This window comes from Brevibacterium sp. CBA3109, from assembly GCF_040256645.1.
Taxonomy (GTDB): Bacteria; Actinomycetota; Actinomycetes; order Actinomycetales; family Brevibacteriaceae; genus Brevibacterium; species Brevibacterium koreense.
In genome coordinates, this window is the sequence record NZ_CP158281.1 from 2,943,982 (window position 1) to 2,963,454 (window position 19,473).

Annotated in this window: 17 protein-coding genes; 6 read left to right on the forward strand and 11 right to left on the reverse strand. The window is 62.4% G+C overall.

What is annotated here, in order from left to right:
- Positions 1 to 89 precede the first annotated feature (89 nt).
- Entirely contained in the window at positions 90 to 1,295 is a 1,206-nt protein-coding gene (locus AAFP32_RS13495; protein WP_101643063.1) for an MFS transporter, read from the reverse strand.
- 47 nt (positions 1,296 to 1,342) lie between these two features.
- Complete coding sequence (locus AAFP32_RS13500) at positions 1,343 to 2,284, reverse strand: YihY/virulence factor BrkB family protein (RefSeq protein ID WP_233430435.1); 942 nt, start codon at positions 2,282 to 2,284, stop codon at positions 1,343 to 1,345.
- 242 nt (positions 2,285 to 2,526) lie between these two features.
- Between AAFP32_RS13500 and AAFP32_RS13505 the strand changes: the two genes are divergently transcribed.
- Together AAFP32_RS13505 and AAFP32_RS13510 are read left to right on the forward strand one after the other, a co-directional pair.
- The gene (locus tag AAFP32_RS13505; RefSeq protein ID WP_350269553.1) at positions 2,527 to 3,861 is read left to right on the forward strand and encodes a TrkH family potassium uptake protein; all 1,335 of its coding nucleotides are present in this window, start codon (positions 2,527 to 2,529) and stop codon (positions 3,859 to 3,861) included.
- 87 nt (positions 3,862 to 3,948) lie between these two features.
- Positions 3,949 to 4,677 carry a TrkA family potassium uptake protein gene (locus AAFP32_RS13510; protein ID WP_350269554.1) on the forward strand — a complete coding sequence of 243 codons (729 nt, stop codon included), beginning with the start codon at positions 3,949 to 3,951 and terminating at the stop codon, positions 4,675 to 4,677.
- Positions 4,678 to 4,992: 315 nt separating this feature from the next.
- Here the strand turns inward: AAFP32_RS13510 and AAFP32_RS13515 are convergent, their stop codons facing one another.
- Entirely contained in the window at positions 4,993 to 5,436 is a 444-nt protein-coding gene (locus AAFP32_RS13515; protein WP_350269555.1) for an NUDIX domain-containing protein, read from the reverse strand.
- 17 nt (positions 5,437 to 5,453) lie between these two features.
- Positions 5,454 to 6,104 (reverse strand): DNA-3-methyladenine glycosylase I, encoded by a 651-nt coding sequence (locus AAFP32_RS13520; protein ID WP_420883400.1) that lies wholly within the window; start codon positions 6,102 to 6,104, stop codon positions 5,454 to 5,456.
- Positions 6,105 to 6,208: 104 nt separating this feature from the next.
- Here AAFP32_RS13520 and AAFP32_RS13525 point away from each other — a divergent pair, with 104 nt between their 5' ends.
- Positions 6,209 to 7,093 carry an aspartate dehydrogenase domain-containing protein gene (locus AAFP32_RS13525; protein ID WP_350269557.1) on the forward strand — a complete coding sequence of 295 codons (885 nt, stop codon included), beginning with the start codon at positions 6,209 to 6,211 and terminating at the stop codon, positions 7,091 to 7,093.
- 121 nt (positions 7,094 to 7,214) lie between these two features.
- On the opposite strand, the gene betT is transcribed toward AAFP32_RS13525, so the two are convergent.
- The 3 genes from betT to AAFP32_RS13540 all read right to left on the reverse strand — a co-directional run bounded on the left by betT (position 7,215) and on the right by AAFP32_RS13540 (position 12,396).
- On the reverse strand, positions 7,215 to 9,284 hold the full coding sequence (betT, locus tag AAFP32_RS13530) for a choline BCCT transporter BetT (protein ID WP_350269558.1): 2,070 nt from the start codon (positions 9,282 to 9,284) through the stop codon (positions 7,215 to 7,217).
- 237 nt (positions 9,285 to 9,521) lie between these two features.
- On the reverse strand, positions 9,522 to 10,901 hold the full coding sequence (locus tag AAFP32_RS13535; RefSeq protein WP_350269559.1) for a short-chain fatty acid transporter: 1,380 nt from the start codon (positions 10,899 to 10,901) through the stop codon (positions 9,522 to 9,524).
- A 115-nt stretch (positions 10,902 to 11,016) separates the two neighbouring features.
- On the reverse strand, positions 11,017 to 12,396 hold the full coding sequence (locus AAFP32_RS13540) for an NAD-dependent succinate-semialdehyde dehydrogenase (RefSeq protein ID WP_350269560.1): 1,380 nt from the start codon (positions 12,394 to 12,396) through the stop codon (positions 11,017 to 11,019).
- A 177-nt stretch (positions 12,397 to 12,573) separates the two neighbouring features.
- On the opposite strand from AAFP32_RS13540, the gene AAFP32_RS13545 reads away from it, so the two are divergent.
- Positions 12,574 to 12,927, forward strand: a complete 354-nt coding sequence (locus AAFP32_RS13545) for a nuclear transport factor 2 family protein (protein WP_350269561.1) — start codon at positions 12,574 to 12,576, stop codon at positions 12,925 to 12,927.
- 33 nt (positions 12,928 to 12,960) lie between these two features.
- Here the strand turns inward: AAFP32_RS13545 and AAFP32_RS13550 are convergent, their stop codons facing one another.
- Positions 12,961 to 13,896, reverse strand: coding sequence for a 3-hydroxyacyl-CoA dehydrogenase NAD-binding domain-containing protein (locus tag AAFP32_RS13550; RefSeq protein WP_350269562.1), 936 nt, complete (start codon positions 13,894 to 13,896; stop codon positions 12,961 to 12,963).
- Positions 13,897 to 14,040: 144 nt separating this feature from the next.
- On the opposite strand from AAFP32_RS13550, the gene AAFP32_RS13555 reads away from it, so the two are divergent.
- Complete coding sequence (locus tag AAFP32_RS13555) at positions 14,041 to 14,877, forward strand: hypothetical protein (RefSeq protein ID WP_233430434.1); 837 nt, start codon at positions 14,041 to 14,043, stop codon at positions 14,875 to 14,877.
- Positions 14,878 to 14,994: 117 nt separating this feature from the next.
- On the forward strand, positions 14,995 to 15,384 hold the full coding sequence (locus AAFP32_RS13560) for a VOC family protein (RefSeq protein ID WP_350269563.1): 390 nt from the start codon (positions 14,995 to 14,997) through the stop codon (positions 15,382 to 15,384).
- A gap of 189 nt (positions 15,385 to 15,573) precedes the next feature.
- Here AAFP32_RS13560 and AAFP32_RS13565 read toward each other — a convergent pair whose 3' ends face one another.
- The 3 genes from AAFP32_RS13565 to AAFP32_RS13575 form a co-directional block, all read right to left on the reverse strand.
- On the reverse strand, positions 15,574 to 17,205 hold the full coding sequence (locus AAFP32_RS13565) for a long-chain-fatty-acid--CoA ligase (RefSeq protein WP_350269564.1): 1,632 nt from the start codon (positions 17,203 to 17,205) through the stop codon (positions 15,574 to 15,576).
- Between the two features lie 252 nt (positions 17,206 to 17,457).
- Positions 17,458 to 18,216 carry an enoyl-CoA hydratase gene (locus AAFP32_RS13570; protein ID WP_350269565.1) on the reverse strand — a complete coding sequence of 253 codons (759 nt, stop codon included), beginning with the start codon at positions 18,214 to 18,216 and terminating at the stop codon, positions 17,458 to 17,460.
- A gap of 147 nt (positions 18,217 to 18,363) precedes the next feature.
- A complete protein-coding gene (locus AAFP32_RS13575) occupies positions 18,364 to 19,362 on the reverse strand; it encodes a cytochrome c oxidase assembly protein (protein ID WP_350269566.1) in 999 nt (332 codons plus the stop codon).
- Positions 19,363 to 19,473 lie beyond the last annotated feature (111 nt).

Genomic DNA, 19,473 nt, shown 5'->3' on the forward strand with positions numbered 1-19,473 from the left:
ATGATCGTGACGGACAGGTCTAGCAGCTGTGGGGTGCTGACCGGACTGGACGAGACCAGCCCACGAACTCATCGCAAGCGCCGCAGCGCCTAGCGCGAGCGCCGCAGGATTCGCAGCATCCAGGAGAAGACTCCGGCTGACAGCAGCAGAATGGCGCAGACGAGGAATGTTGCGGAGTCGCCGAGATAGGTGAAGCCGAGTCCGCCGAGGACTCCTGCGATGGCCAGTCCGATATCGAAATTCATGTTCCAGGCCACGCTGGCCTTCGCCGGTGTGCTGACGTTGGAGAAGGCCATCACCAGGCTCGCCGACTGCAACGTGCCCAGCCCGAGTCCGATGATCGTCATCGCGAGGAAGAGCAGTCCGTCGTCGACGACGACAGTGACGACCAATCCGGAGACGGCCAGAACGATGCCCAGAAGATTGAGTGCGAAGGGCGAGAAACGGTCGGCGATGGCACCGGCAACGAACCGGCCGATCACGGCCGAGACCTGCATCGTGCCGATGAACAGTGCGGCACCGGCGACGTCTTCGCCCGGCCCGAACCCGACAATGAGGCCGAAGACGATCATGCCGACGAGGAATGGAGAGAGCATGACGATCAGGCTCAGCACCTCTCCGATCGTCCGGCCTGTCCGGCCCCGGGACCGGCGTTCGGTTCCACCCGTGCGGACGACAGCCCCCGAATCGTCAGCGGGGTCGTGCTCAGGCATGCTCTCTCGCCCAGGAAGATACTTCACAACGGTCGGCACTGCCAGGAGCAGTGAGACGCACACGATCGTCCGGAAGGTCCACACGGGAACCGTGCCGACCAGCCACAGTCCAAGCGGCGCGCCGACCGCGGCCGCCAAGGAGGTGATCCCACCAAAGACCCCCAACGCCTTGCCGATTCGGCCCGGGGAGGTCGTAGCCGGCACAGCGGCATTGGCCAGCACGACGAAGAGCCCGAAGCCCACTCCCCCACACAGCCCAGCCAGCACAAGACCAAGCAGCGGGGCAGGCACAACCAGACCGAGGATCTGGCCCGACAGCTGCAGCCCGAGGGCGAAGAACAGAGCCCCCTTGAGCCCGAGCGCCTGGCCGACCCATGGAGCGAAGGGCTGGGCTGCAATGACGCCGACCATCATGGTCGTCAGCACCGATCCGCCAGTGACTGCGGAGAGTCCGTGGACAGCGGCGATCGAGACCATTGTCGAATAGCTGAAGAAGAACGCCGAGAATCCGAACATCGCCGTCCACACAAGTCCCAGCAGCGCCGGCGTGAACGTCGTTGTTTCGGACCTATCGGAGCTCATGATGTGACCTTACGACACTCAGCGGCCCAGTCCGAAGTCCTGCCATCTCAGTCCGAAGTCTGGGATCTTTCGATCTCAGCGTCGAGCTCTGCACCGAAGATGAGAGCCAGATTCACCATCCACAGCCAGACGAACCCGACGATCACACCGCCGATAGCGCCATAGGCTGCGTTGTAGTTGTCGAAGTTGTTGATGTAGACGACGAATCCCAAAGAGACGATGACCAGCATGATGAGCGCAACGAACGCTCCGATGCTCGACCAGCGGAACTTCGCCTTCTTCACGTTCGGGGTCGCGAAGTAGAGAAGGGCGATCATCAGCATGACGAAGACGATCACCACCGGCCACCTGGCCACACTCCAGATCATCACTGCCACCGGCCCCAGTCCGACCAGACGGCCGAGCGACTCCGCGATGGGGCCGGAGACCACGAGCAGCAGACCGAGTGCCGCCATGAGGAGCAGCAGCACCAGGGTGATGAGCAGCATCATCGGTTTGAGCTTCCAGAAGGGTCGGCTCTCCTGCACCGCATAGGCTCTGTTCGCCGCCCGCCCGAAGGCACCGACGTACTTCGACGACGACCAGATCGCGATGATGACGCCGACGATGAGCGTGAGACCAGCCGCCGGCGTCGACACCAGCTCGGTCACGATCGGACGAATCGCCTCGGATGCCTCGGAGGACAGGTCCGAGGCCAGAGCCAGGACCGCCTCGGTGGTGGACTTCGCCTCCCCGATCACACCGAGCATCGACACGAGGGCCAGGGTTGCCGGTGCCATCGACAGAAGCGCGTAGAACGCCAGGCCCGCGGCCAGATCAAGCCCCTCGTCATTGACCACGTGACGGATTGTGTTGGCCAGGATGCGCCCTTTGCCTCGCTGCTTCGTCCGTCCCGGAGCTCGCATACGCTCGCCCAGCATTTGGTCGCGGGTCGACGACGCGTCGACGTCGGTGAGTGGTTCGGCGCGAGCGGGGATATTCTCTGCCATCACTGTTCTCCTGGATAGTCTGCTCGGCTGCTCTGGGCTGCTGGGCTGCTGGGCTGCTGAGCTGCTGGGGATAGTGCAGTACGTGCACATCGTAACCGTTCACGGGGTTCGTCTGGCCCGGTGACACCGCCACAGGGTTCTCCCATGCCAGTGCCGCTGGAAAGCGATCCGATAGTTGTACTGTGGATCCATGGTGACAACAGCGGAAGCCGTGCTGACGAGTCGTGACTAGGTACCCGAACGTGCACAACCCTCATCGCAGCGCCATCGACCGAGTGGTCGTGACGTACCTAGCTGCGTTGGTCATCGGCACAGGGTTGCTGATGACACCAGCCGCCACCACGGCCCCCGGCGGAATCTCGCTTCTGTCCGCGCTCTTCACCTCCACCTCGGCGATCAGCGTGACCGGGCTGGAAGTCCTCTCCGTCGGCGGCGATTTCACATTCTTCGGCCAGGCCGTGATTCTCGGTCTGATCCAGGCCGGTGGACTCGGAATCCTTCTGCTCACCACCCTGCTGGCCATGCTCGTGGCCGGCAAGGTCGGGCTTCGCCTCCGGCAGTCGGTCGCGGCCGAGGCGAAGAGCTCCCACATCGGCGGTATCAAACCGATGGTGCTGCGGATCCTGGGTCTCACGGTGGCCACGGAACTCGCGATCGCCTCGGCGCTGCTGCTGCGTTTCTGGCTCTACTACGGGCAACCTGCGGCCGATGCACTCTGGGATGCGGTCTTCCACGCCGTCTCCGCCTTCAACAACGCCGGCTTCGGACTGAAGGACGACAGTCTCACGGCCTACGCCACGGACCCCTTCGTGTGCGGACCAATCGCTGTGGGAATCATCCTGGGCGGTCTGGGATACCCGGTGCTCATCGAACTCTTCAGGCACTACAGAACTCCTCTGCGATGGTCCATGACCACTCGCGCCGTCTTCGTCGTCGCGCCTGTTCTGCTCCTCGGCGGCACCGCATTCATCGCCGCCGTTGAGTGGAACAACCCCGGCACACTCGGCCACCTTGATTGGTGGGACAAGCTGCAGACCGCTGCGTTCCAATCGACGACGTCACGGACCGCGGGCTTCAACTCCGTCGACATCTCGCAGCTGCATCCCGCGACCTGGTTCGGCATGGACATCCTGATGTTCGTCGGCGGTGGTCCAGCGGGGACTGCCGGCGGTGTGAAGATCACGACCGTGATGGTCCTGATGGCGATCACCTGGGCCGAAGTCACCGGCGGACCGAGAGTAAACCTGTTCGGAGCCCGCGTGGCCGAGTCAGCGCATCGGCAGGCAACGACCGTGATCGTCCTCGCCCTGAGCATGGTTGCCCTGTCCACGTCGCTGATCATGCTCGACAACCCCGGTCTCGGGCTGGACCGGATACTCTTCGAGGTCATCTCTGCCTTCGCGAACGTGGGCTTGACGACCGGCATCACCTCTGGGCTGCCCGGACTGAGCCAGGGTGTACTCATACTTGCCATGATCCTCGGGCGCCTCGGCCCCGTGACGGTCGCCTCGGCCCTGGCACTGAGGGCCAGGACCATTCGCTACGAGCTGCCCGTCGAACGGCCGCTGATCGGCTGAGCACTGACTCGGCGAGACTGCGCCGCCGCAACCACCCCGGATCTCCACAGCAACGGCATCCACGACGCATTGAGGAAGGACACTGATATGACAACGAAATCCTGGCGAGCGAGGCCAGCCGCGTTCTTCCTGGGCGATCCCGGCCCGCTGGCGCGGCATGGTGCAGTCGCTGTCATCGGCCTGGGACGCTTCGGCGGGTCGCTGGCCTCCGAACTCGCTGCACATGGCGTCGACGTCATCGGCATCGATATCGATGATGCGGTCGTGGCCCAGTACTCGGAGACGCTGGCCTTCGTGTCGCGGGCTGACTCCACCGACGAGGCGGTTCTGCGACAGCTCGGCATCGAGGAGGTCAGCCGAGTGGTGATTGCCATCGGCAGCGATCTCGAGGCGAGCATCCTCACCGCCTCGAAGATCCTGAAGATCGGGAACGGACACATCTGGGCCAAGGCGATCAGCCAGACGCATGCGGAGATACTCGATCAGCTCGGCATTGAGAATGTGATCAGCCCGGAGACCGACATGGGCCGTCGCCTGGCTCATCTGATCCGCGGACACATGTCGGACTTCCTGCCGATCAGTGAGGACTTCGTTCTGGCCCGCACGACTCCGCCGACGCGTATCTCGGACTCGCCTTTGAGCTCCTTCGATCTGCGCGGCACCTACGGTGTGACAGTCGTGGCGTTTCGGCGTAACGGTGACGGGCACTGGGACATCGCGGATCAGGAGGTGACGCTGTACGCCGATGACGAGATGCTCATCGCCGGCACACCACGCAATGTCGAGGACTTCAGCGCCATCGACAAGGATGACTGAAGACCGCGTCGCCAGATGAGCGCTGGGTCGCCACCGTCCTGTCGATCTCTTCCATCAGTGCACACAATCCCATAGCCATCTTCCAAGACGCTCTTCTGACAATCCGACTCTGCCGGGGCTCAAGGACGGCCTGGCTGGACACCGACATCCTCAGCGATGGTCGTCGCCTCTGACCCCGGTGAACCTCCGCCAGCGCAACATTCCGTGCTCATACGGGTGCGCCGCAGGCGCGGGCCGACACCTTGTCGTTGTAACGCATGTCGGTCGGCAGGTCAGATCAACGGTGATTTTGCAGCAGGACAACTTACTGCAAAGTCATCGGGTGAGGAGACCTCGCTCCTCCATGGCCGGAATGACCTGCAAACGGGTCAGTGGAGCAAACTGACGCTCCGAGGTGTCGGCTGGCATCGGAGCGTAGGGAAACCACCCGGCTTCAGCGATCTCGGCCTGATGGTTGATGCGTTCGACATTGAGTTCAGCGGGCAGACCCTCATAGCAGAACACCTCGCCGATCACTCGGTGGTCGGCTTCATTGGCCGCATCTGCGGCGAAAGTGCCCAACGGCGAGAGCCGATCAGCATCGAGTGTGAGGCCAAGTTCTTCGCTGATCTCCCTGATGATCGTCGCCTCCGCGGTCTCACCGGTTTCGGGCTTGCCCCCGGGGAGCATGAACGACGTCGTGCCTGCCTTGCGCACCATGAGCAGGAGGGGTTCCTCGGGGTGGCGCAGGACAAGTGCGCTGACTCGGATATCGTTCATTCCAGCCTTTCCTCAGGTCAGTCGTTCCAGACTCCGGACGTACCTCGGCGATGGGATCCGAGGACGTGGGTATCAACCATACCGACGGCTTCCATGAGCGCGTACATGGTGGTCGGTCCGACGAACCGGAATCCCTTCTTCTTCAGCGCCTTCGACAGCGCCAGCGATTCAGGAGACTTCGTGGGCGCCTCGCCGAGCGTGCGCGGGCGCGGAGTCGCCTCCGGTCGGAAGTTCCAGATGAAATCGCCGATTCCGCCCTCTTCGCGCATCGCCAGAGTTGCTCTCGCGTTGCCGATGCAGGCCTCGATCTTTCCCCGATGACGAATGATTCCGGGATCATCGAGCAGGGATTCGATCTCGGGCTCACCGAATCCGGCGACCGTTTCGGCGTCGAAGCCTTTGAAGACCTCACGGAAACGCTCGCGCTTCTTCAGAATCGTCAACCACGACAGTCCAGCCTGAAAACCTTCGAGGCTCAGACGCTCGAACATCCCGGACTCGTCCCGGACGGGCATTCCCCATTCGGTGTCGTAGTAGCTGAGCAGAAGCGGGTCGCCATAGGCCCACGGCGTGCGCGCCAGGCCATCTTCACCCACGATCGCCCCCTCGCCGAATTTCTCCCCGTCAGTGGCCTTCTCCCCGTCGACGGCCTTGCCTTCATCACCCATTGCCTCTGTCACCTGCGCCTCTCCCCTGCCTCTGTCATCCACACCGCAACGCTACTCTGCGGCACTGACATCACCGTGTCCGTGCCACTGTGTACCCTGACCTCATGAGGCCAGTCGGTGAAGTGCAATCAGTGCTGATGATCGGGTTCGGGGCGATCGGTCGACATGTCGCTCGCCTGTTGCGCCCGGAGATCTCGATTGGTCGGCTGACTATGACAGCGCTGGTCCGCGACCTGAGCAAACACACCGAGCACCATGGTCTGGGAGCCGAGCTCATCCAGGTCGACTCCCCCGAGGACTCGCGCTGGTCTGGGCTCACGGCCGACGTCGTCGTCGAATGTGCAGGGGGTCCGGCTGCCAAGAGCTTTGGACCGGCGGCTGTGGCCGCCGGCATCCCCTTCGTCCTCACGAGCGTCGGGGCCCTTGCGGATCGGTCGACCCGACGGGCACTCCTGGCAGGCCCAGGTGACCTCCACGTGACGAATGGCGCAATCGGCGGACTGGATGTTCTCGAGGCTGCGACTCAAGCACAGGCACTCGACGAGGTATCCATCACCACGGCGAAGGCTCCTCGCGGCCTTGTGCAGCCTTGGATGAACGCCGAGGAGATCCGCCGGCTGAATCAGCTGACTCCGGCTACAGGTCCGCTGACGATCTTCACTGGCACCCCCGCCGAGGCAATCGTGAAGTTCCCCGCCAACGTCAACATCACCGTGGCGCTCGCGTGGGCGACGCGTGGACTCGGATTCGGTGCGGTCGCAGACGACGAACTCATGGAAGCGGCCCTGCACCGGACAGGCGTCGAGATCCGTGCGGATCCTCGCCAAGAGGACTCACACCATGAAATCACCGCCACCGGACCGGCCGGTGACTTCGCCTTCTCAATCTCATCGACGCCGAGCCCGGAGAACCCGGCCACCAGTGGTCTTACCGCCCTATCGGTCGCTCGGACCCTGCGGACATGCATGGCGAGTCTCAGACGAGACTGAGCCCGGCACCTGCCCCCAACGGGGACAGACGCCGGGCTCAGCATGGCAGACCAGGGACTCTGCGAGGCGAAAGTCAGACGCGAACAGGCATCAGACCACGCCGGCGATCAGTTCGATCTCGTCACTCATCGTTGTGGGCGATGTTCTCCTGCAGCTGCAGGAACTCCACATGGCGACCATACTTGTCGAGGACATCGTCGATGAGCTGCTCCTTCGAATAGCCCATGATGTCGTAGCCCTGTCCGGTGCCTCCATCAAGGTAGACCTCCATCCGGTAGTAGTCCTCGGTCCCGCGCGGAACATGCCCACCGAAAGAAGGGACACTGACCTTGTGCGGCCAGATCTGGTAGCGGAAGGGGTATTCTCCCTGACCGTCGACCTCGAGCTGGATGAGTTCACCGTCCTGAACGAAGTGTCCCTCCGAGTCGGTTCGACCGCAACGGGCGGAAACACCGCGTTCGCCCAGCTCTACGGCGACCTCTTCCAGGGTGGGGATGAGGACCTCGCGCTCGAAGTCGCGTGCCTTGTTTCCACTGGGGAATGAGAGCACACGGCCGAGCTGATGCTGCCATGACTCTTGCCCCGCCTCTGCACGGGAGCGTCGCGCCAATGATGCGGGCAGGCTCTGATCGACGCTGTCGACTCGGTGCGCTTCGACTCGCAGTGCTTTGTAGAGTCCGATCATGACGAGAATGACGACGAACGCGAATGGCAGACCCATGATGACAGTGGCGTTCTGCAATGCCCCGATCCCCCCGACGATGAGCATAGCGATCGTCAGGGCTCCAGTGGCGACAGCCCAGAAGATGCGCAGACCGGCGCGACCGTCGTCCTGTGGTGTAGGAAGGTGTGAGGACAGATTCGCCATGACCAGCGCAGCCGAGTCTGCCGAGGTGACGTAGAACAACAGCGCGGTGATCGTCGCCAGCGCTGCCACGACGGTGAAGGCCGGGTAGTTTGCCAGCAGTTCGTAGAAGCCGCCTTCGGGATTGAGCATCGTCGCCTCGCCGAACGCCTTGTCGCCGTTCCGGATGAGATCCAGCGCGGAGTTCCCGTAGATCGATATCCACATGAAGATGTAGACGAAGGGAATCGTGAGGGTACCGAGGACGAACTGGCGGATCGTGCGGCCACGCGAGATGCGGGCGAGGAAGAGGCCGACGAACGACGCCCAGGCGATCCACCAGGCCCAGAAGAACAGAGTCCAGTCGGTCATCCATGTTCCGGTGTCCTCGAAGGCGAATGTCTGGCCGACCATGTTCGGGAACAGACGCACGAAATCGCTGATGTTGAGGACGAAAGCGTTGAGAAGGAACTGGGTGTTGCCGGCAATGAGCACCCAAATACTCAGCGCGATTGCGAAGAACACATTGAGGATCGATAGGAATTTGATGCCCTTGTCGACGCCGGAAACCGCCGACAGCGTCGCCACAGCGATTCCGACCAAGACGATGCCGATCTGGGACGTGGGATTGATCGGGAGGCCGAAGATGGAGTTGAGGCCCACGTTGACCATGACCACACCGATTCCCAGCGAGGTGGCGACACCGAAGATGGTTCCCAGCAGCGCCGCGAAATCGACCGAGTCACCTAAGGTTCCGTGTACGCGTTTGCCGAAGATCGGAGCCAGCGCAGAACGGATGGCCAGAGGCATGTTCATCCGATAGGCGAAGTACGCCAGCGCGATTCCCATGAGTGCGTAGAGGCCCCATCCGCTGAGGCCGTAGTGGAACAGAGTCCACACGGTTGCTTCCCGTGCCGCTTCAACGGTCTCCGGCTGGGTGCTCGGTGGTGCGAGGTACTGGGTGACAGGCTCGGCGACTGCGAAGAACATGAGATCGGTGCTGATCCCGGCAGCGAAGAGCATCGATGCCCAAGCCAGAAGCCCATACTCGGGCTTTGAGTGTTCGGGGCCCAGTTTCGTCGATCCGTACCTCGACGCCGCGAGGTAGATGACGAAGACAAGCACAATGGCAACGAGGAGGACGTAGAACCATCCGAACCAGTCCGAGGTCCAGCCGACGACGGCACCGAGCACTCCCTCAGCGTTCTCCGGGGCGAAGAATGCCCAGACCGTGATGGCCAGGGTACCGATCGCTGCAGCGATGAAGACCCGCTTATTCACGGGCGGCAGCACCTTCTTCACACCGCCACTCGGCTTCTCTGCTTGTCTGTCATCTGTGGCTGTCATCTGCTCGCTCCTTCGTCGGACGGAATTGCATACTCCTCAGCTTGTTCGTTCCTGCGCATCGGCCTCTCGGGGTATGACCGATCAGTCTTACCGGTCGAGACCAACCATGGAGGCTACCATACCGTAAGCGTCAGAGGTCGAATAGAGGCTGAGCAATCGGCGATAGTATCTCGCGAGCCCCTCGAAGCCGTCGAAGACTGCAGAAATCGCTCCTTCGCGGATCGAGGCGGACTGCCCTCATAGACACACAAGCAGCAATGCGGCAGCCATGACCACTCCGGAACCGATGAAGATCACCGAGGTGTAGCCCAGGATGTCACGCATCTTCAGGCCCGCGATAGCCAGCACCGGCAGCGCCCAGAACGGCTGCAGCATGTTTGTCCACTGATCACCATAGGAGACCGCCATGATCGCGACCGAGGGATCGACGCCCAGCTGGTTGGCAGCATCGAGCATGATCGGGCCCTGCACTGCGAACTGCCCACCACCCGAGGGGACGAAGAAGTTGACGAGTCCGGCCGAGAGCAGAGCGAGGACGCCGAAGGAGGTCGGATTGGCAATCGAGACGAGAGCATCAGAGAACACTGCGATGAGGCCGGTGGTGCTCATGATCCCCAAGATGCCGGCGTACAGAGGAAACTGCAGCAGGATCTCACCGACGTTGGACGCTGCCGCCTTCGTCAGATGTATGAGCTCGAATGGGTTCTTCACCAGCAGGAAGATCAGCGCCAGGAAGGACCAGTTGACGATGTCAAGGGTCAAACCCCCGCCTTGGACGAAGTGGATGACGAGGTAGATCACAAGCGCCAGGCCGACGATGAAGGTCAGGATCCGGGAGGCGTCGATGCGGTCGGCAGGTGTCACGACTTCCTCGTCGATAGCATCTTTCGACTCCGAGGTGATCGACTCGGGAAGTTCGTAGACGGGAGCATCCTTCTTCGGCGCCAAGAGGAAGAAGATGAGAGCGCAGACGATGATGACGGCGAGGATGGTGAGCAGGTTCCAGGTCGAGAAGATGGTCTCGGTGACAGGGATGATCTTTCCGCCCAAGGACTCGGCCAGGAAAGAATCGGGCGTGGCCGCGGTCAGTGGTCCTGAACCGGAGTAGCCCATGTGCCAGACGACGAAACCGGAGTAGCCGGCTGCGACGAGCAGCGGAAAGTGAACCTTGAGGCCGCGACTGCGGGCCTGCACAGCGATCTCGCGGGCCAGGAGGGCACCGACGACGAGCCCGAGTCCCCAGGTGATGAGGCTGGCAACCGCTGCGACGACGAACACGAAGACATAGGCGAAGGCCGGGCTGCCGGGGACTCTGGCCAACCAGGACAAGAGCTTCTGCACCGGCCCCGTGTTGGCAAGGATATGTCCGAGGAGCAGGATGAGGCTCATCTGCGTCATGAATTCGAGGAGCCCAGCCAGTCCCTCACCCCAACCGGTGACGACGTCGACCGGGCTCGCACCGGTGAGGATGAATGCCAGGACGGCGACGATGAGTGTGAGAACAATGGCGAACGTCAGTGCCGACGGGATCCACTGTTCGAGGAAACGGTTGATGGGACGCATCAGCCCTTTTGAGGCTGCGGCATTGACCTGGGTCGACGGCTTCTGTGCCGACATGAGATCCTCCTGCTGAGAAATTGCTGTGTATAGCTTCAGCATACAATCAGGGCGCCGCCCGCTTCTGCGGACAGCGCCCTGAAGGCCAGCGACTGAGTCTTAGCCGGTGAGTGAATCAGTTCTTCGTGAACACCATCTGCTTGTTGACGAACTCGTCCATCGCCAGTGGTCCCAGTTCACGGCCGACGCCGGAGCGCTTGACGCCGCCGAAGGGCAGGTACTCACGTGATCCCTCGGGTACATTGAGGAAGACCATGCCGGAGTCGATCTGCGAGCCAACGCGCTCTGCCCGCTCCAGGTCGTTGGAGAAGACAGCAGCACCGAGACCATACGGGGTGTCATTGGCCAATTCGATGGCTTCTTCTTCGCTGCTGACCTTGTAGACGATGACGGCGGGGCCGAAGAGCTCCTCGTAGTAACCGCGCATGCCCTTCTCCACGTCTGCGAGGACGACCGGCTCGACATAGGCACCGCCACCGTCATAACGCTTGCCGCCGGCAAGCAGGGTGGCACCGTCCTTGACCGTGTCCTGGACCTGCCCGATGAAGCGATCGGCCGCCGCGGTCGAGGACAGCGGAGACAGACGTGAGCCCTCGGCACCTGGCTCTTCTGGCGTGAACTTCTTGGCCGCCTCGGTGATCGAGGTCAGGAACTCGTCGTAGACATCGTCCATGACGATCATGCGCTTGGGCGAGTTGCAGGCCTGGCCGGTGTTTCCCATGCGGGACTTGAAGAAGGTGTCCGCACTCTTGGCCACATCGGGGGTGTCGAGAAGAATGTACGGATCTGATCCACCGAGCTCGAGAACGACCTTCTTGAGGTTCTTGCCGGCCTCGGCTGCCACTGCCGAGCCCGCCCGTTCTGACCCGGTCAGAGACACTCCGTGATTGCGTGGGTCGGGCAGGATGAGGTCGGCGACCTGCTCATTGCTCGCGTAGATGTTGATATAGGCACCTTCGGGCAGCCCTGCCTCGATGAAGATCTCCTCCATGATCTGAGCCGAGCGAGGGCACTGCGGGGCGTGCTTGAGCAGAATCGTGTTGCCCAGTGCCAGGTTGGGGGCCGCAAAGCGCGCCACCTGGTAGTACGGGAAGTTCCAGGGCATGATGCCCAGCAGTGATCCGACCGGCTTGCGGCGGATCTTCGCGGTGCCGTCCTCGGGTCCGCGCACGGGCTCGTCGGCCATGAACGCTTCGGCGTTGTCGGCGAAGTAGCGGTAGATGGCAGAGCTCAGCCCGACCTCACCCTTGCCTTCGGGGACTGCCTTGCCCATCTCCACTTGGATGACCTCTGCCAGCTCCTCTGCTCGCTGAGCGTAGATCTCGGAGACGCGAGTGAGGATCGCGGCGCGATCGGTCACACTCGTCTGGCCCCATTCGGTGAACGTGGTCGCGGAGCGATCGAGTGCGGCCAGGATCTCCGAGTCGGTGGCTGTGGCGAATTCTTCGGCCACCTCACCGGTTGCCGGGTTGGTCACGCGATACATGGTTGACATCTCGAGCCTCATTTCTGCTGGGGTTGTTGACCTCGATCCAGCGACGCGGAGCCGAGAGTCGGGTACCGGTCGACGAATGGATCCATGCCCCACGCTATGACTCAATCACCTCGGCGGCAATTCCTCGTCCCACCCCTTGAGCACGAGCTCGAGTGTGATCGCTGTTACTGTATTGCCATGAACAGTGTGACTGAACTTGTGAAGCGCTATTACTCCACCGTCGACGCTGGGAACGCTGGTGCAACCTCGGCACTGTTCGCAGCCGATGGACACTACGATCGGCCCGGATATCCGACCATGGTCGGGCAGCAGATCACTGATTTCTACCATGGTGAGCGCGTCATCGAATCGGGTGCGCACTCGCTGACGGAGATCCTCGTCGACGGCGACCGCGCCTCCAGTCGTGGGGTCTTCACCGGCCTGCTCAAGGACGGCACCGAAACCTCCGTTGGCTTCGCAGACTTCTTCCTCTTCGACACGGAAGGTCTCATCGCCGAACGCACCACCTACTTCTACCAAGCCGCGGTCTGACCTGACCCTTGGTCGGCCTGAACTGCTGCTGAGTCACTGCTCCGAGTGCGCACCGCCCTGGCCGCGCACTTCGAGAACCGAACGTTGGATCCGGTCCCTGGTCTCGGCGCCGGCCCGGCTCGGCGTCTCACCGTAGGCCTCCTCCACCTGAGAATAGACTTCGGCCATTCCAGCGTCGCTGAGGTCCAGGGGCAGATCCCCGATCTCGGCGAACGACGCACCTATGTGGTGCATGAAACCGCGGATTCCCGCGTCTCCCCCGCCGAGGTGCATCGCCTCGAACTGCCCGACCGCAGACCACCGCAGCCCCAGGGAGTTCTTCATCACCGCGTCGAGGTCGGGTGCTGAGATGACACCGTTGGCCACCAGCGAGATCGCCTCTTTCATCAGCGCGTTCTGCAGTCGGTTGCCGACGAATCCGCGAACTTCCCGATTCAGTGCAACAGGTTCGCGCCCGCAGCTGCGGTAGAACTCAAGGGCACGTTCGACCGTGTCAGGACTGGTCGCCGGGGCCGGAACCACCTCGACGAGTGGCATCAGGTGAGGCGGGTTGAATGGATGACCGACGATGACGCGGGCAGCGGCTTCCGCCGGCAGATGGTGTGCGATCAGTGATGCGGGGATGGTCGACGAGGAGGTCGCGATTACCGCATCCGACGGGGCGGCCGCGGCGATCTGAGCGAACAGCTTCGGCTTGGCCTGGGGGTCTTCCGGGCCCGATTCCTGCACGAAGGATGCCTCGGCGACTGCGGCTTCGACGGATTCGGCGAGACTGATGGATCCGAGCTCGGAGGCGAGCATGTTGTGGGCGGCAGCATCGGCACTGACATCGGCTTGCAACCCGGCGACCACCTCGGCGAGATCGCCTCTGGGGTCGAAGACTTGGACCGAATAGCCCGAACGTGCGAACAGCCAAGCGAAGGATCGGCCGATCGTTCCGGCTCCGATGACAGCAACTGAGAAGCTCATCCGTCCAGGCTATACCTGCACCGAGAAGCTCATGTCCTTCAGCTGCAACTGCACCGACGCCTCAGATATAGACGTTTCAGCACGTTCAGCTGGGGAGTTCGGTGGCACAATGTCACCATGACACCGCGCGAAGGATTGACAATAGTGGACTCGGAGATCATCGCCCTGGCCGAGGATGAGTACGCGGCCGCCGCCGACGCCGCTCGGATCGAGGTGCGTGAGATTCACACCGCCGCCGAAGCCGCCGAGGCAGCCCTCCTGCTCGACGAAGTCTGGAGCGTCGACGAGACTGGCACCAATGTGCTCGAACCCGGACTCATCGTCGCCTTCGCCCATGCCGGCAACTATGTCTCGGCCGCCTACAGCCTCGACGAGCCTGACGAGATGATCGGCGTGACGATCGGGTTCTTCGGTCAGCCGCTGGGGACGCTCATGCATTCGCACATCGCCGGCGTGCGGCATCAGGTCATCGGCCGCGGAGCAGGATCGGCGATGAAGCTGCACCAGCGTCTGTGGTGCCTTAACCTCGGCATCACGGAGATGACCTGGACCTTCGATCCGCTGGTCGCCCGGAATGCCTACTTCAACTTCCAGCGCCTGGGTGTGGGCATGGTCGAATATCTCGAGGACTTCTACGGGCAGATGCGCGACGGAGTCAATGCCGGGCAGGCCAGCGACCGCATGGTCGTGTCGTGGTCGCTCGACAAGCCTGCCCCTGCCGCCCTCGCCGAGGCCGACGACGCGTTCAAGTGTCTGCGCAGCGATGAACACGGTGAACCGCTGGTCAATGAGGTGCCCAAGGAAGCGACGCTCGTCTCGCTCGACATCCCCTCCGATATCGAGGCCCTGCGGGGTCAGGATGCGGAACTCGCGAGTCGCTGGCGCCTGGCTCTGCGCGATTCGCTGACCGGACTCGTCGGCGACGGCTGGGTCGTCGACACATGCCTCAAGGGCGGGACGTACTTACTCCATCACCCCTGAGACCGGCACACACCAGTCGGTGAGCCCCGGTCTCAGGGCGAAGACAGGCTCAGAGACCCGGCTTCTCGGAGGAATCTGAGGGCAGCAGGACTGATTCGGCTCAGATAGGCTGAATTTATGGCAGACCCCAACTCCAGCCCGATCAGAAGAGACATCGGACAGGTCTTCATCCCTGTCCGAGACATGGAGGCCGCTGTAAGCTGGTACGCCCAACTGTTGGGCTTCGACCACACGCCCGGCCTCCTGGGCCCTGAAGACACGATTGTCGACATCGCCGTAGAATCAGGTCCGCGGCTCTGCCTCGACGCAAACCACTCCTTCGTCGCCTCAGGACCGGCCCGCTTCTTCTTCTGGACAGCGGATATGGACGCGACCGTTCGGCACCTGGAACGAATGGACGTCGCGCAGCTCTCCTCCGTCGAAGACATCGGAAGCCTCTGTTTCGTCACCTTCGCCGACATCGATGGGAACCTGCTCATGGTTGCCCAGTCCAACGCCCAGATCTGACCGGCAGGTCTGTCGCATCTGCGATGCATCCCGCCCGGAAATTGCCGATAGGCGAAGGCCTTCGTTCCGTACCCAAATGCAGTGGAAGGTCACCGCGTGGGCGCAGTCATAGCGACCGGTGCCCTCGGCCCGCTCCTTCTATGAGAGGAATTCGGCCGAGGGCACCTGTCTGACGACTGTCGTCGCCGACTACTTCTCTTCCCAGTTCTTGCGCAACATCTTCTTGTCGAGCTTGCCGACAGATGTCCGCGGCATCTCATCAGTGACGATGACTTCATCTGGCAGCTGCCACTTGGCGAAGCGCTCACCCAGCGTCGCGGCGATGGACTCACGGGTCACCTCGGCGCCGTCATTGGCCACGACGTAGGCCACGGGACGCTCCTGCCACTTCTCATCGGGAACACCGATGACCGCGGCCTCCTTTACGTCCGGATTGTCGAGCATCGCATTCTCCATGTCGATCGAGGAGATCCACTCGCCACCGGACTTGATGACGTCCTTGAGACGGTCGGTGAGTTTGAGATAGCCGTTGGGATAGATGACGCCGACGTCTCCTGAACGCCACCAGCCGTCAAGGAACCGGTCCGCGTTGTCGGGCAGCTGGAAGTATGACTCGGTGATCCACGGACCGCGCATGACGACCTCGCCCATCGATTTGCCGTCGTGGGGCATCTCCTCACCGGCGGGGTCGACGATCTTGAGTTCAACGCCGATGATCGGCAGACCCTGGTAGCGCTTGAAGTCCCACTTCTCCTCATCGGTCATGTTCGTTCCGGGCTTGATCCGCCAGTTGGTCGTGGCCAGCGGGGTGGTTTCGGTGGCACCGTAGCCATGGATCACCTCGGCGCCGGTGATCTCCTTGAACCCGCGCATCATCGACAACGGCGGCTCGGAGGATCCTGAGACCAGGCGCACACCGCGCAGGTCCGGAGACTCGGGCATATTCTTCATCATCTCCAGCATCGGGGAGAAGATCGCGGGTGCACCATTTGCCAACGTCACCTTCTCCTCGATGAAGGCTCGACCGATGGCTCCGAACTCCTCAGCGGCGAACTTGCCCGGCAGAACGAGCTTCGCACCCGCGGCCACCGCGTTCTGCGGGAAACCCCAGGAGAGTACGTGGAACATCGGAGTGATGGGCATGACGCAGTCGTCGAAAGTCGCATTCAGCGCGGCCAGTCCGCCCATCGTGTGCAGATAGATCGAGCGGTGGGAGTAGTAGACACCCTTGGGACGCCCGGTGGTTCCGGTCGTGTAGCCGGCGTAGGCAGCGGTCTTCTCATCCACGACCGGCCAGTCGTAGGTCTCAGGCTTATCAGCAATGAGGTCCTCATAGAACACGACGTTCTCGAGGCTCGTCTCAATTTCAGACGAGGGCTTGTCGGTCATGACGACCCAGCCCTTGACATCGAGCTTCGGGGCCAGCGCCTCGGCGACGTGGAGGAGGGACTCGTCGACGAAGATCCAGTCGGACTTCGAGTGGCTGACCACGTAGGCAAGGTCCTCGGGGGCCAGACGCAGGTTGAGCTGGAGCATGGTGGCGGCAACGCCGGGGACGGAGAAGTACAGCTCGAGGTGGCGACGGGAGTTCCAGTCGATGACTCCGACCATCGACCCCGCGCCCACGCCGAGCTCACTCAGGCCGTGGGCCAGCTGAGCCATGCGCTTGAACTCGTCGGCGTAGTTCGATCGACCCCACGATCCATCGGACCGCCGGTAGACAACCTCCGATTCGCCGAAGAAGGTCGCGGCATGGCGGATCATGGTGGTGGTGTTGAGCTGATAGCTGTCACCAAGTGTGGATGGAATGCCTGTAAGCATGAGACTCCTTTGGTCATTGTGGTCGTGCTGGGGTGGAGGGTTTGCACGGCTATCGGGGCTGTACGGTGCAGGTCACGTCGAGCAGTCGGAGCAGGTCGGCATCCGCACCGTTTTCATCGCCAGACTATCCCGTCAAGTGATGCCGCTCACAACTTGTGCCGCAGCGTTACCAATTAGAAACGTACGAACGCCGAGCTCCGGGCCCGTCGGCTGCAGTCCGTCGACTGCCCTCCGTCGGCTGCCGTCCGTCGACTAATCGCCGGAGAAGTTCGGTCCGCGCTTCTCTATGAAAGCTGTGACTCCTTCGGTAAAGTCTTTGCTTTCCCGCAGAGCCGTCTGGCCCTTGAGCTCCCGGTCGAATGCGTCATCGAGTTCAGTCAGCGTCGCCGCGTTGATGGCTCCCTTCGAGGAGGCGAAGGCCAACGGTGCGCCTTGAGCCCACTGCGCCGCGATCTCCTGTGCCCTGTTCAGCTGCTCGCCAGCCGGCGTAACCTCGCTGGCAAGACCCCATTCGAGGGCTTCCTTCGCCCAGACCTTCTGGGCCGTCAGCGCCATCTTCATGGCTCGATGCCGACCCGCCGAGGCTGCGACGAGCGCCGTTGCCCCGCCGTCGGGCATGAGCCCGATCTTGGTGAAGGCCAGCATCAGATATGACTCTTCGCTCATCACGGTGTAATCGCAGGCCAGGGCCAGCGAGCAGCCGATGCCGGCCGCCGGACCGGAGACCGCGGCGATGGTCGGAATCGGCAGGTCGATGATCGATCGGATGATGGCATTGGCGCGATCGAGGCCGAGTCCTCCCTCTTGCACAGATCCCTGCAGGTCGGCACCCGAGCTGAAGGACCGGTCATTGCCGGTAATGATGACTGCACGGGCTGTGGTGGCCGCCTTGGCGACGGCGTCCGCGACCGCCTCCATGGTCTCCTTGGTCAGCGCGTTGAGGCTTTCGGGGCGGTTGATCGTGACTGTCACGACCCCATCTCGCAGGTCGGTGAGAACATTCGAGGTCAAGGCGACTCCTTTTGGTTGGCGCTGGATGACTGATCTTTCACCCCAACCTTAACGCACGATAAGTTGATCTGGGTCACACGCCTCGGAGTCAGTGATTCAGCGAGCAGCTCTTATTTCGCATGCCACCAGTCGTGCCGGATCCGGCGGTTACCCCCGGCGGCGTCGGTCGTCCTGGTCTGCGTCGGACAGCGAAGCCAAATAGCGGTTGTAGGCCTGCAGTGTGGCATCGCCGTCCCTGTCTGCCTGGCGATCCAGGCGGCGGCTGAGACGTTGATCCGACCTCTGCCACTTCAACACCAGAACCCCGAGCATGATGAGGGTCGGAATCTCCGTGAAGGCCCACGCGATACCGCCTCCGAGGAACTGGTCCTTCAACGGATCGGTGCCCCACATCGGCATTTGGTAGAAGCTTGTCAGCAAAGCCGTCGACATCATCACCACAATGCCGAAGAATGCGTGGAAAGGGACTGTGGCCACGATCTCGAAGACCTGCACGACTGTGGGGTCAATGCGCACTCGCCGTTTGCTGCTTGTTCTCGGCGAAGGGTCGACTCCGAAGATATTCCAGAAGTAGAGCATCCCAATGGCCACGAAGTGGATGAACATCAGGTTGTGTCCCCACATCGTCGACATCAGCCAATCGAAGGCAGGTGTGAAATACAGCCCGTACAGGCTCATCAGGAACAGCACCGTGGTCACGATCGGATTGGTCAGCACGCGCATGAAGGGACTGTGGACGATCGAGAGAATCACACGCCGCACATTCCACCGGCTCGAACCGGCCGGCAGAACGCGCAGCATCAACGTGATCGGCGCCCCCAGGACCAGCAGAATGGGGCTGAGCATCGACAGAATCATGTGCTGGATCATGTGCATGCTGAACAGCGCCATGCCATAGCCGTTCAAGGCCGTGCCGTCGACGAGGGCGACGGTCGCGATGCCCAGGGTCCACCAGATGAGACGCGACACCGGCCATGACACCCCGCGGCGGTGCAGCAGCCACACGCAGAACACATACAGCACCAGACCGAGCACAGCGAGAATGACGATGATGGGGATCGGCTGTGGGTGCCAGTCGATGACTCGCATGAACGTCGGCGGGAGCGTCGGGTGCCACATCAGCCCGCTCATTCCGTGCTCAGGCATGAGCATTCCCCCGGTCGGTTTCTACGCGTCGTAGAAATTCGTTTCGGTCACCACCGTACGCCTGATACCCGGCCACGTCACCCTCTTCAGCCCCACCCTCCTCAGCGCCAC

Coding starts and splice junctions, on each gene's coding strand:
- AAFP32_RS13495 (WP_101643063.1), bottom strand. CDS start 1,295: ATGAGCTCCGATAGGTCCGAAACAACGACGTTCACGCCGGCGCTGCTG.
- AAFP32_RS13500 (WP_233430435.1), bottom strand. CDS start 2,284: ATGGCAGAGAATATCCCCGCTCGCGCCGAACCACTCACCGACGTCGAC.
- AAFP32_RS13510 (WP_350269554.1), top strand. CDS start 3,949: ATGACAACGAAATCCTGGCGAGCGAGGCCAGCCGCGTTCTTCCTGGGC.
- AAFP32_RS13515 (WP_350269555.1), bottom strand. CDS start 5,436: ATGAACGATATCCGAGTCAGCGCACTTGTCCTGCGCCACCCCGAGGAA.
- AAFP32_RS13520 (WP_420883400.1), bottom strand. CDS start 6,104: ATGGGTGATGAAGGCAAGGCCGTCGACGGGGAGAAGGCCACTGACGGG.
- AAFP32_RS13525 (WP_350269557.1), top strand. CDS start 6,209: ATGAGGCCAGTCGGTGAAGTGCAATCAGTGCTGATGATCGGGTTCGGG.
- betT (WP_350269558.1), bottom strand. CDS start 9,284: ATGACAGCCACAGATGACAGACAAGCAGAGAAGCCGAGTGGCGGTGTG.
- AAFP32_RS13535 (WP_350269559.1), bottom strand. CDS start 10,901: ATGTCGGCACAGAAGCCGTCGACCCAGGTCAATGCCGCAGCCTCAAAA.
- AAFP32_RS13540 (WP_350269560.1), bottom strand. CDS start 12,396: ATGTCAACCATGTATCGCGTGACCAACCCGGCAACCGGTGAGGTGGCC.
- AAFP32_RS13545 (WP_350269561.1), top strand. CDS start 12,574: ATGAACAGTGTGACTGAACTTGTGAAGCGCTATTACTCCACCGTCGAC.
- AAFP32_RS13550 (WP_350269562.1), bottom strand. CDS start 13,896: ATGAGCTTCTCAGTTGCTGTCATCGGAGCCGGAACGATCGGCCGATCC.
- AAFP32_RS13560 (WP_350269563.1), top strand. CDS start 14,995: ATGGCAGACCCCAACTCCAGCCCGATCAGAAGAGACATCGGACAGGTC.
- AAFP32_RS13565 (WP_350269564.1), bottom strand. CDS start 17,205: ATGCTTACAGGCATTCCATCCACACTTGGTGACAGCTATCAGCTCAAC.
- AAFP32_RS13575 (WP_350269566.1), bottom strand. CDS start 19,362: ATGCCTGAGCACGGAATGAGCGGGCTGATGTGGCACCCGACGCTCCCG.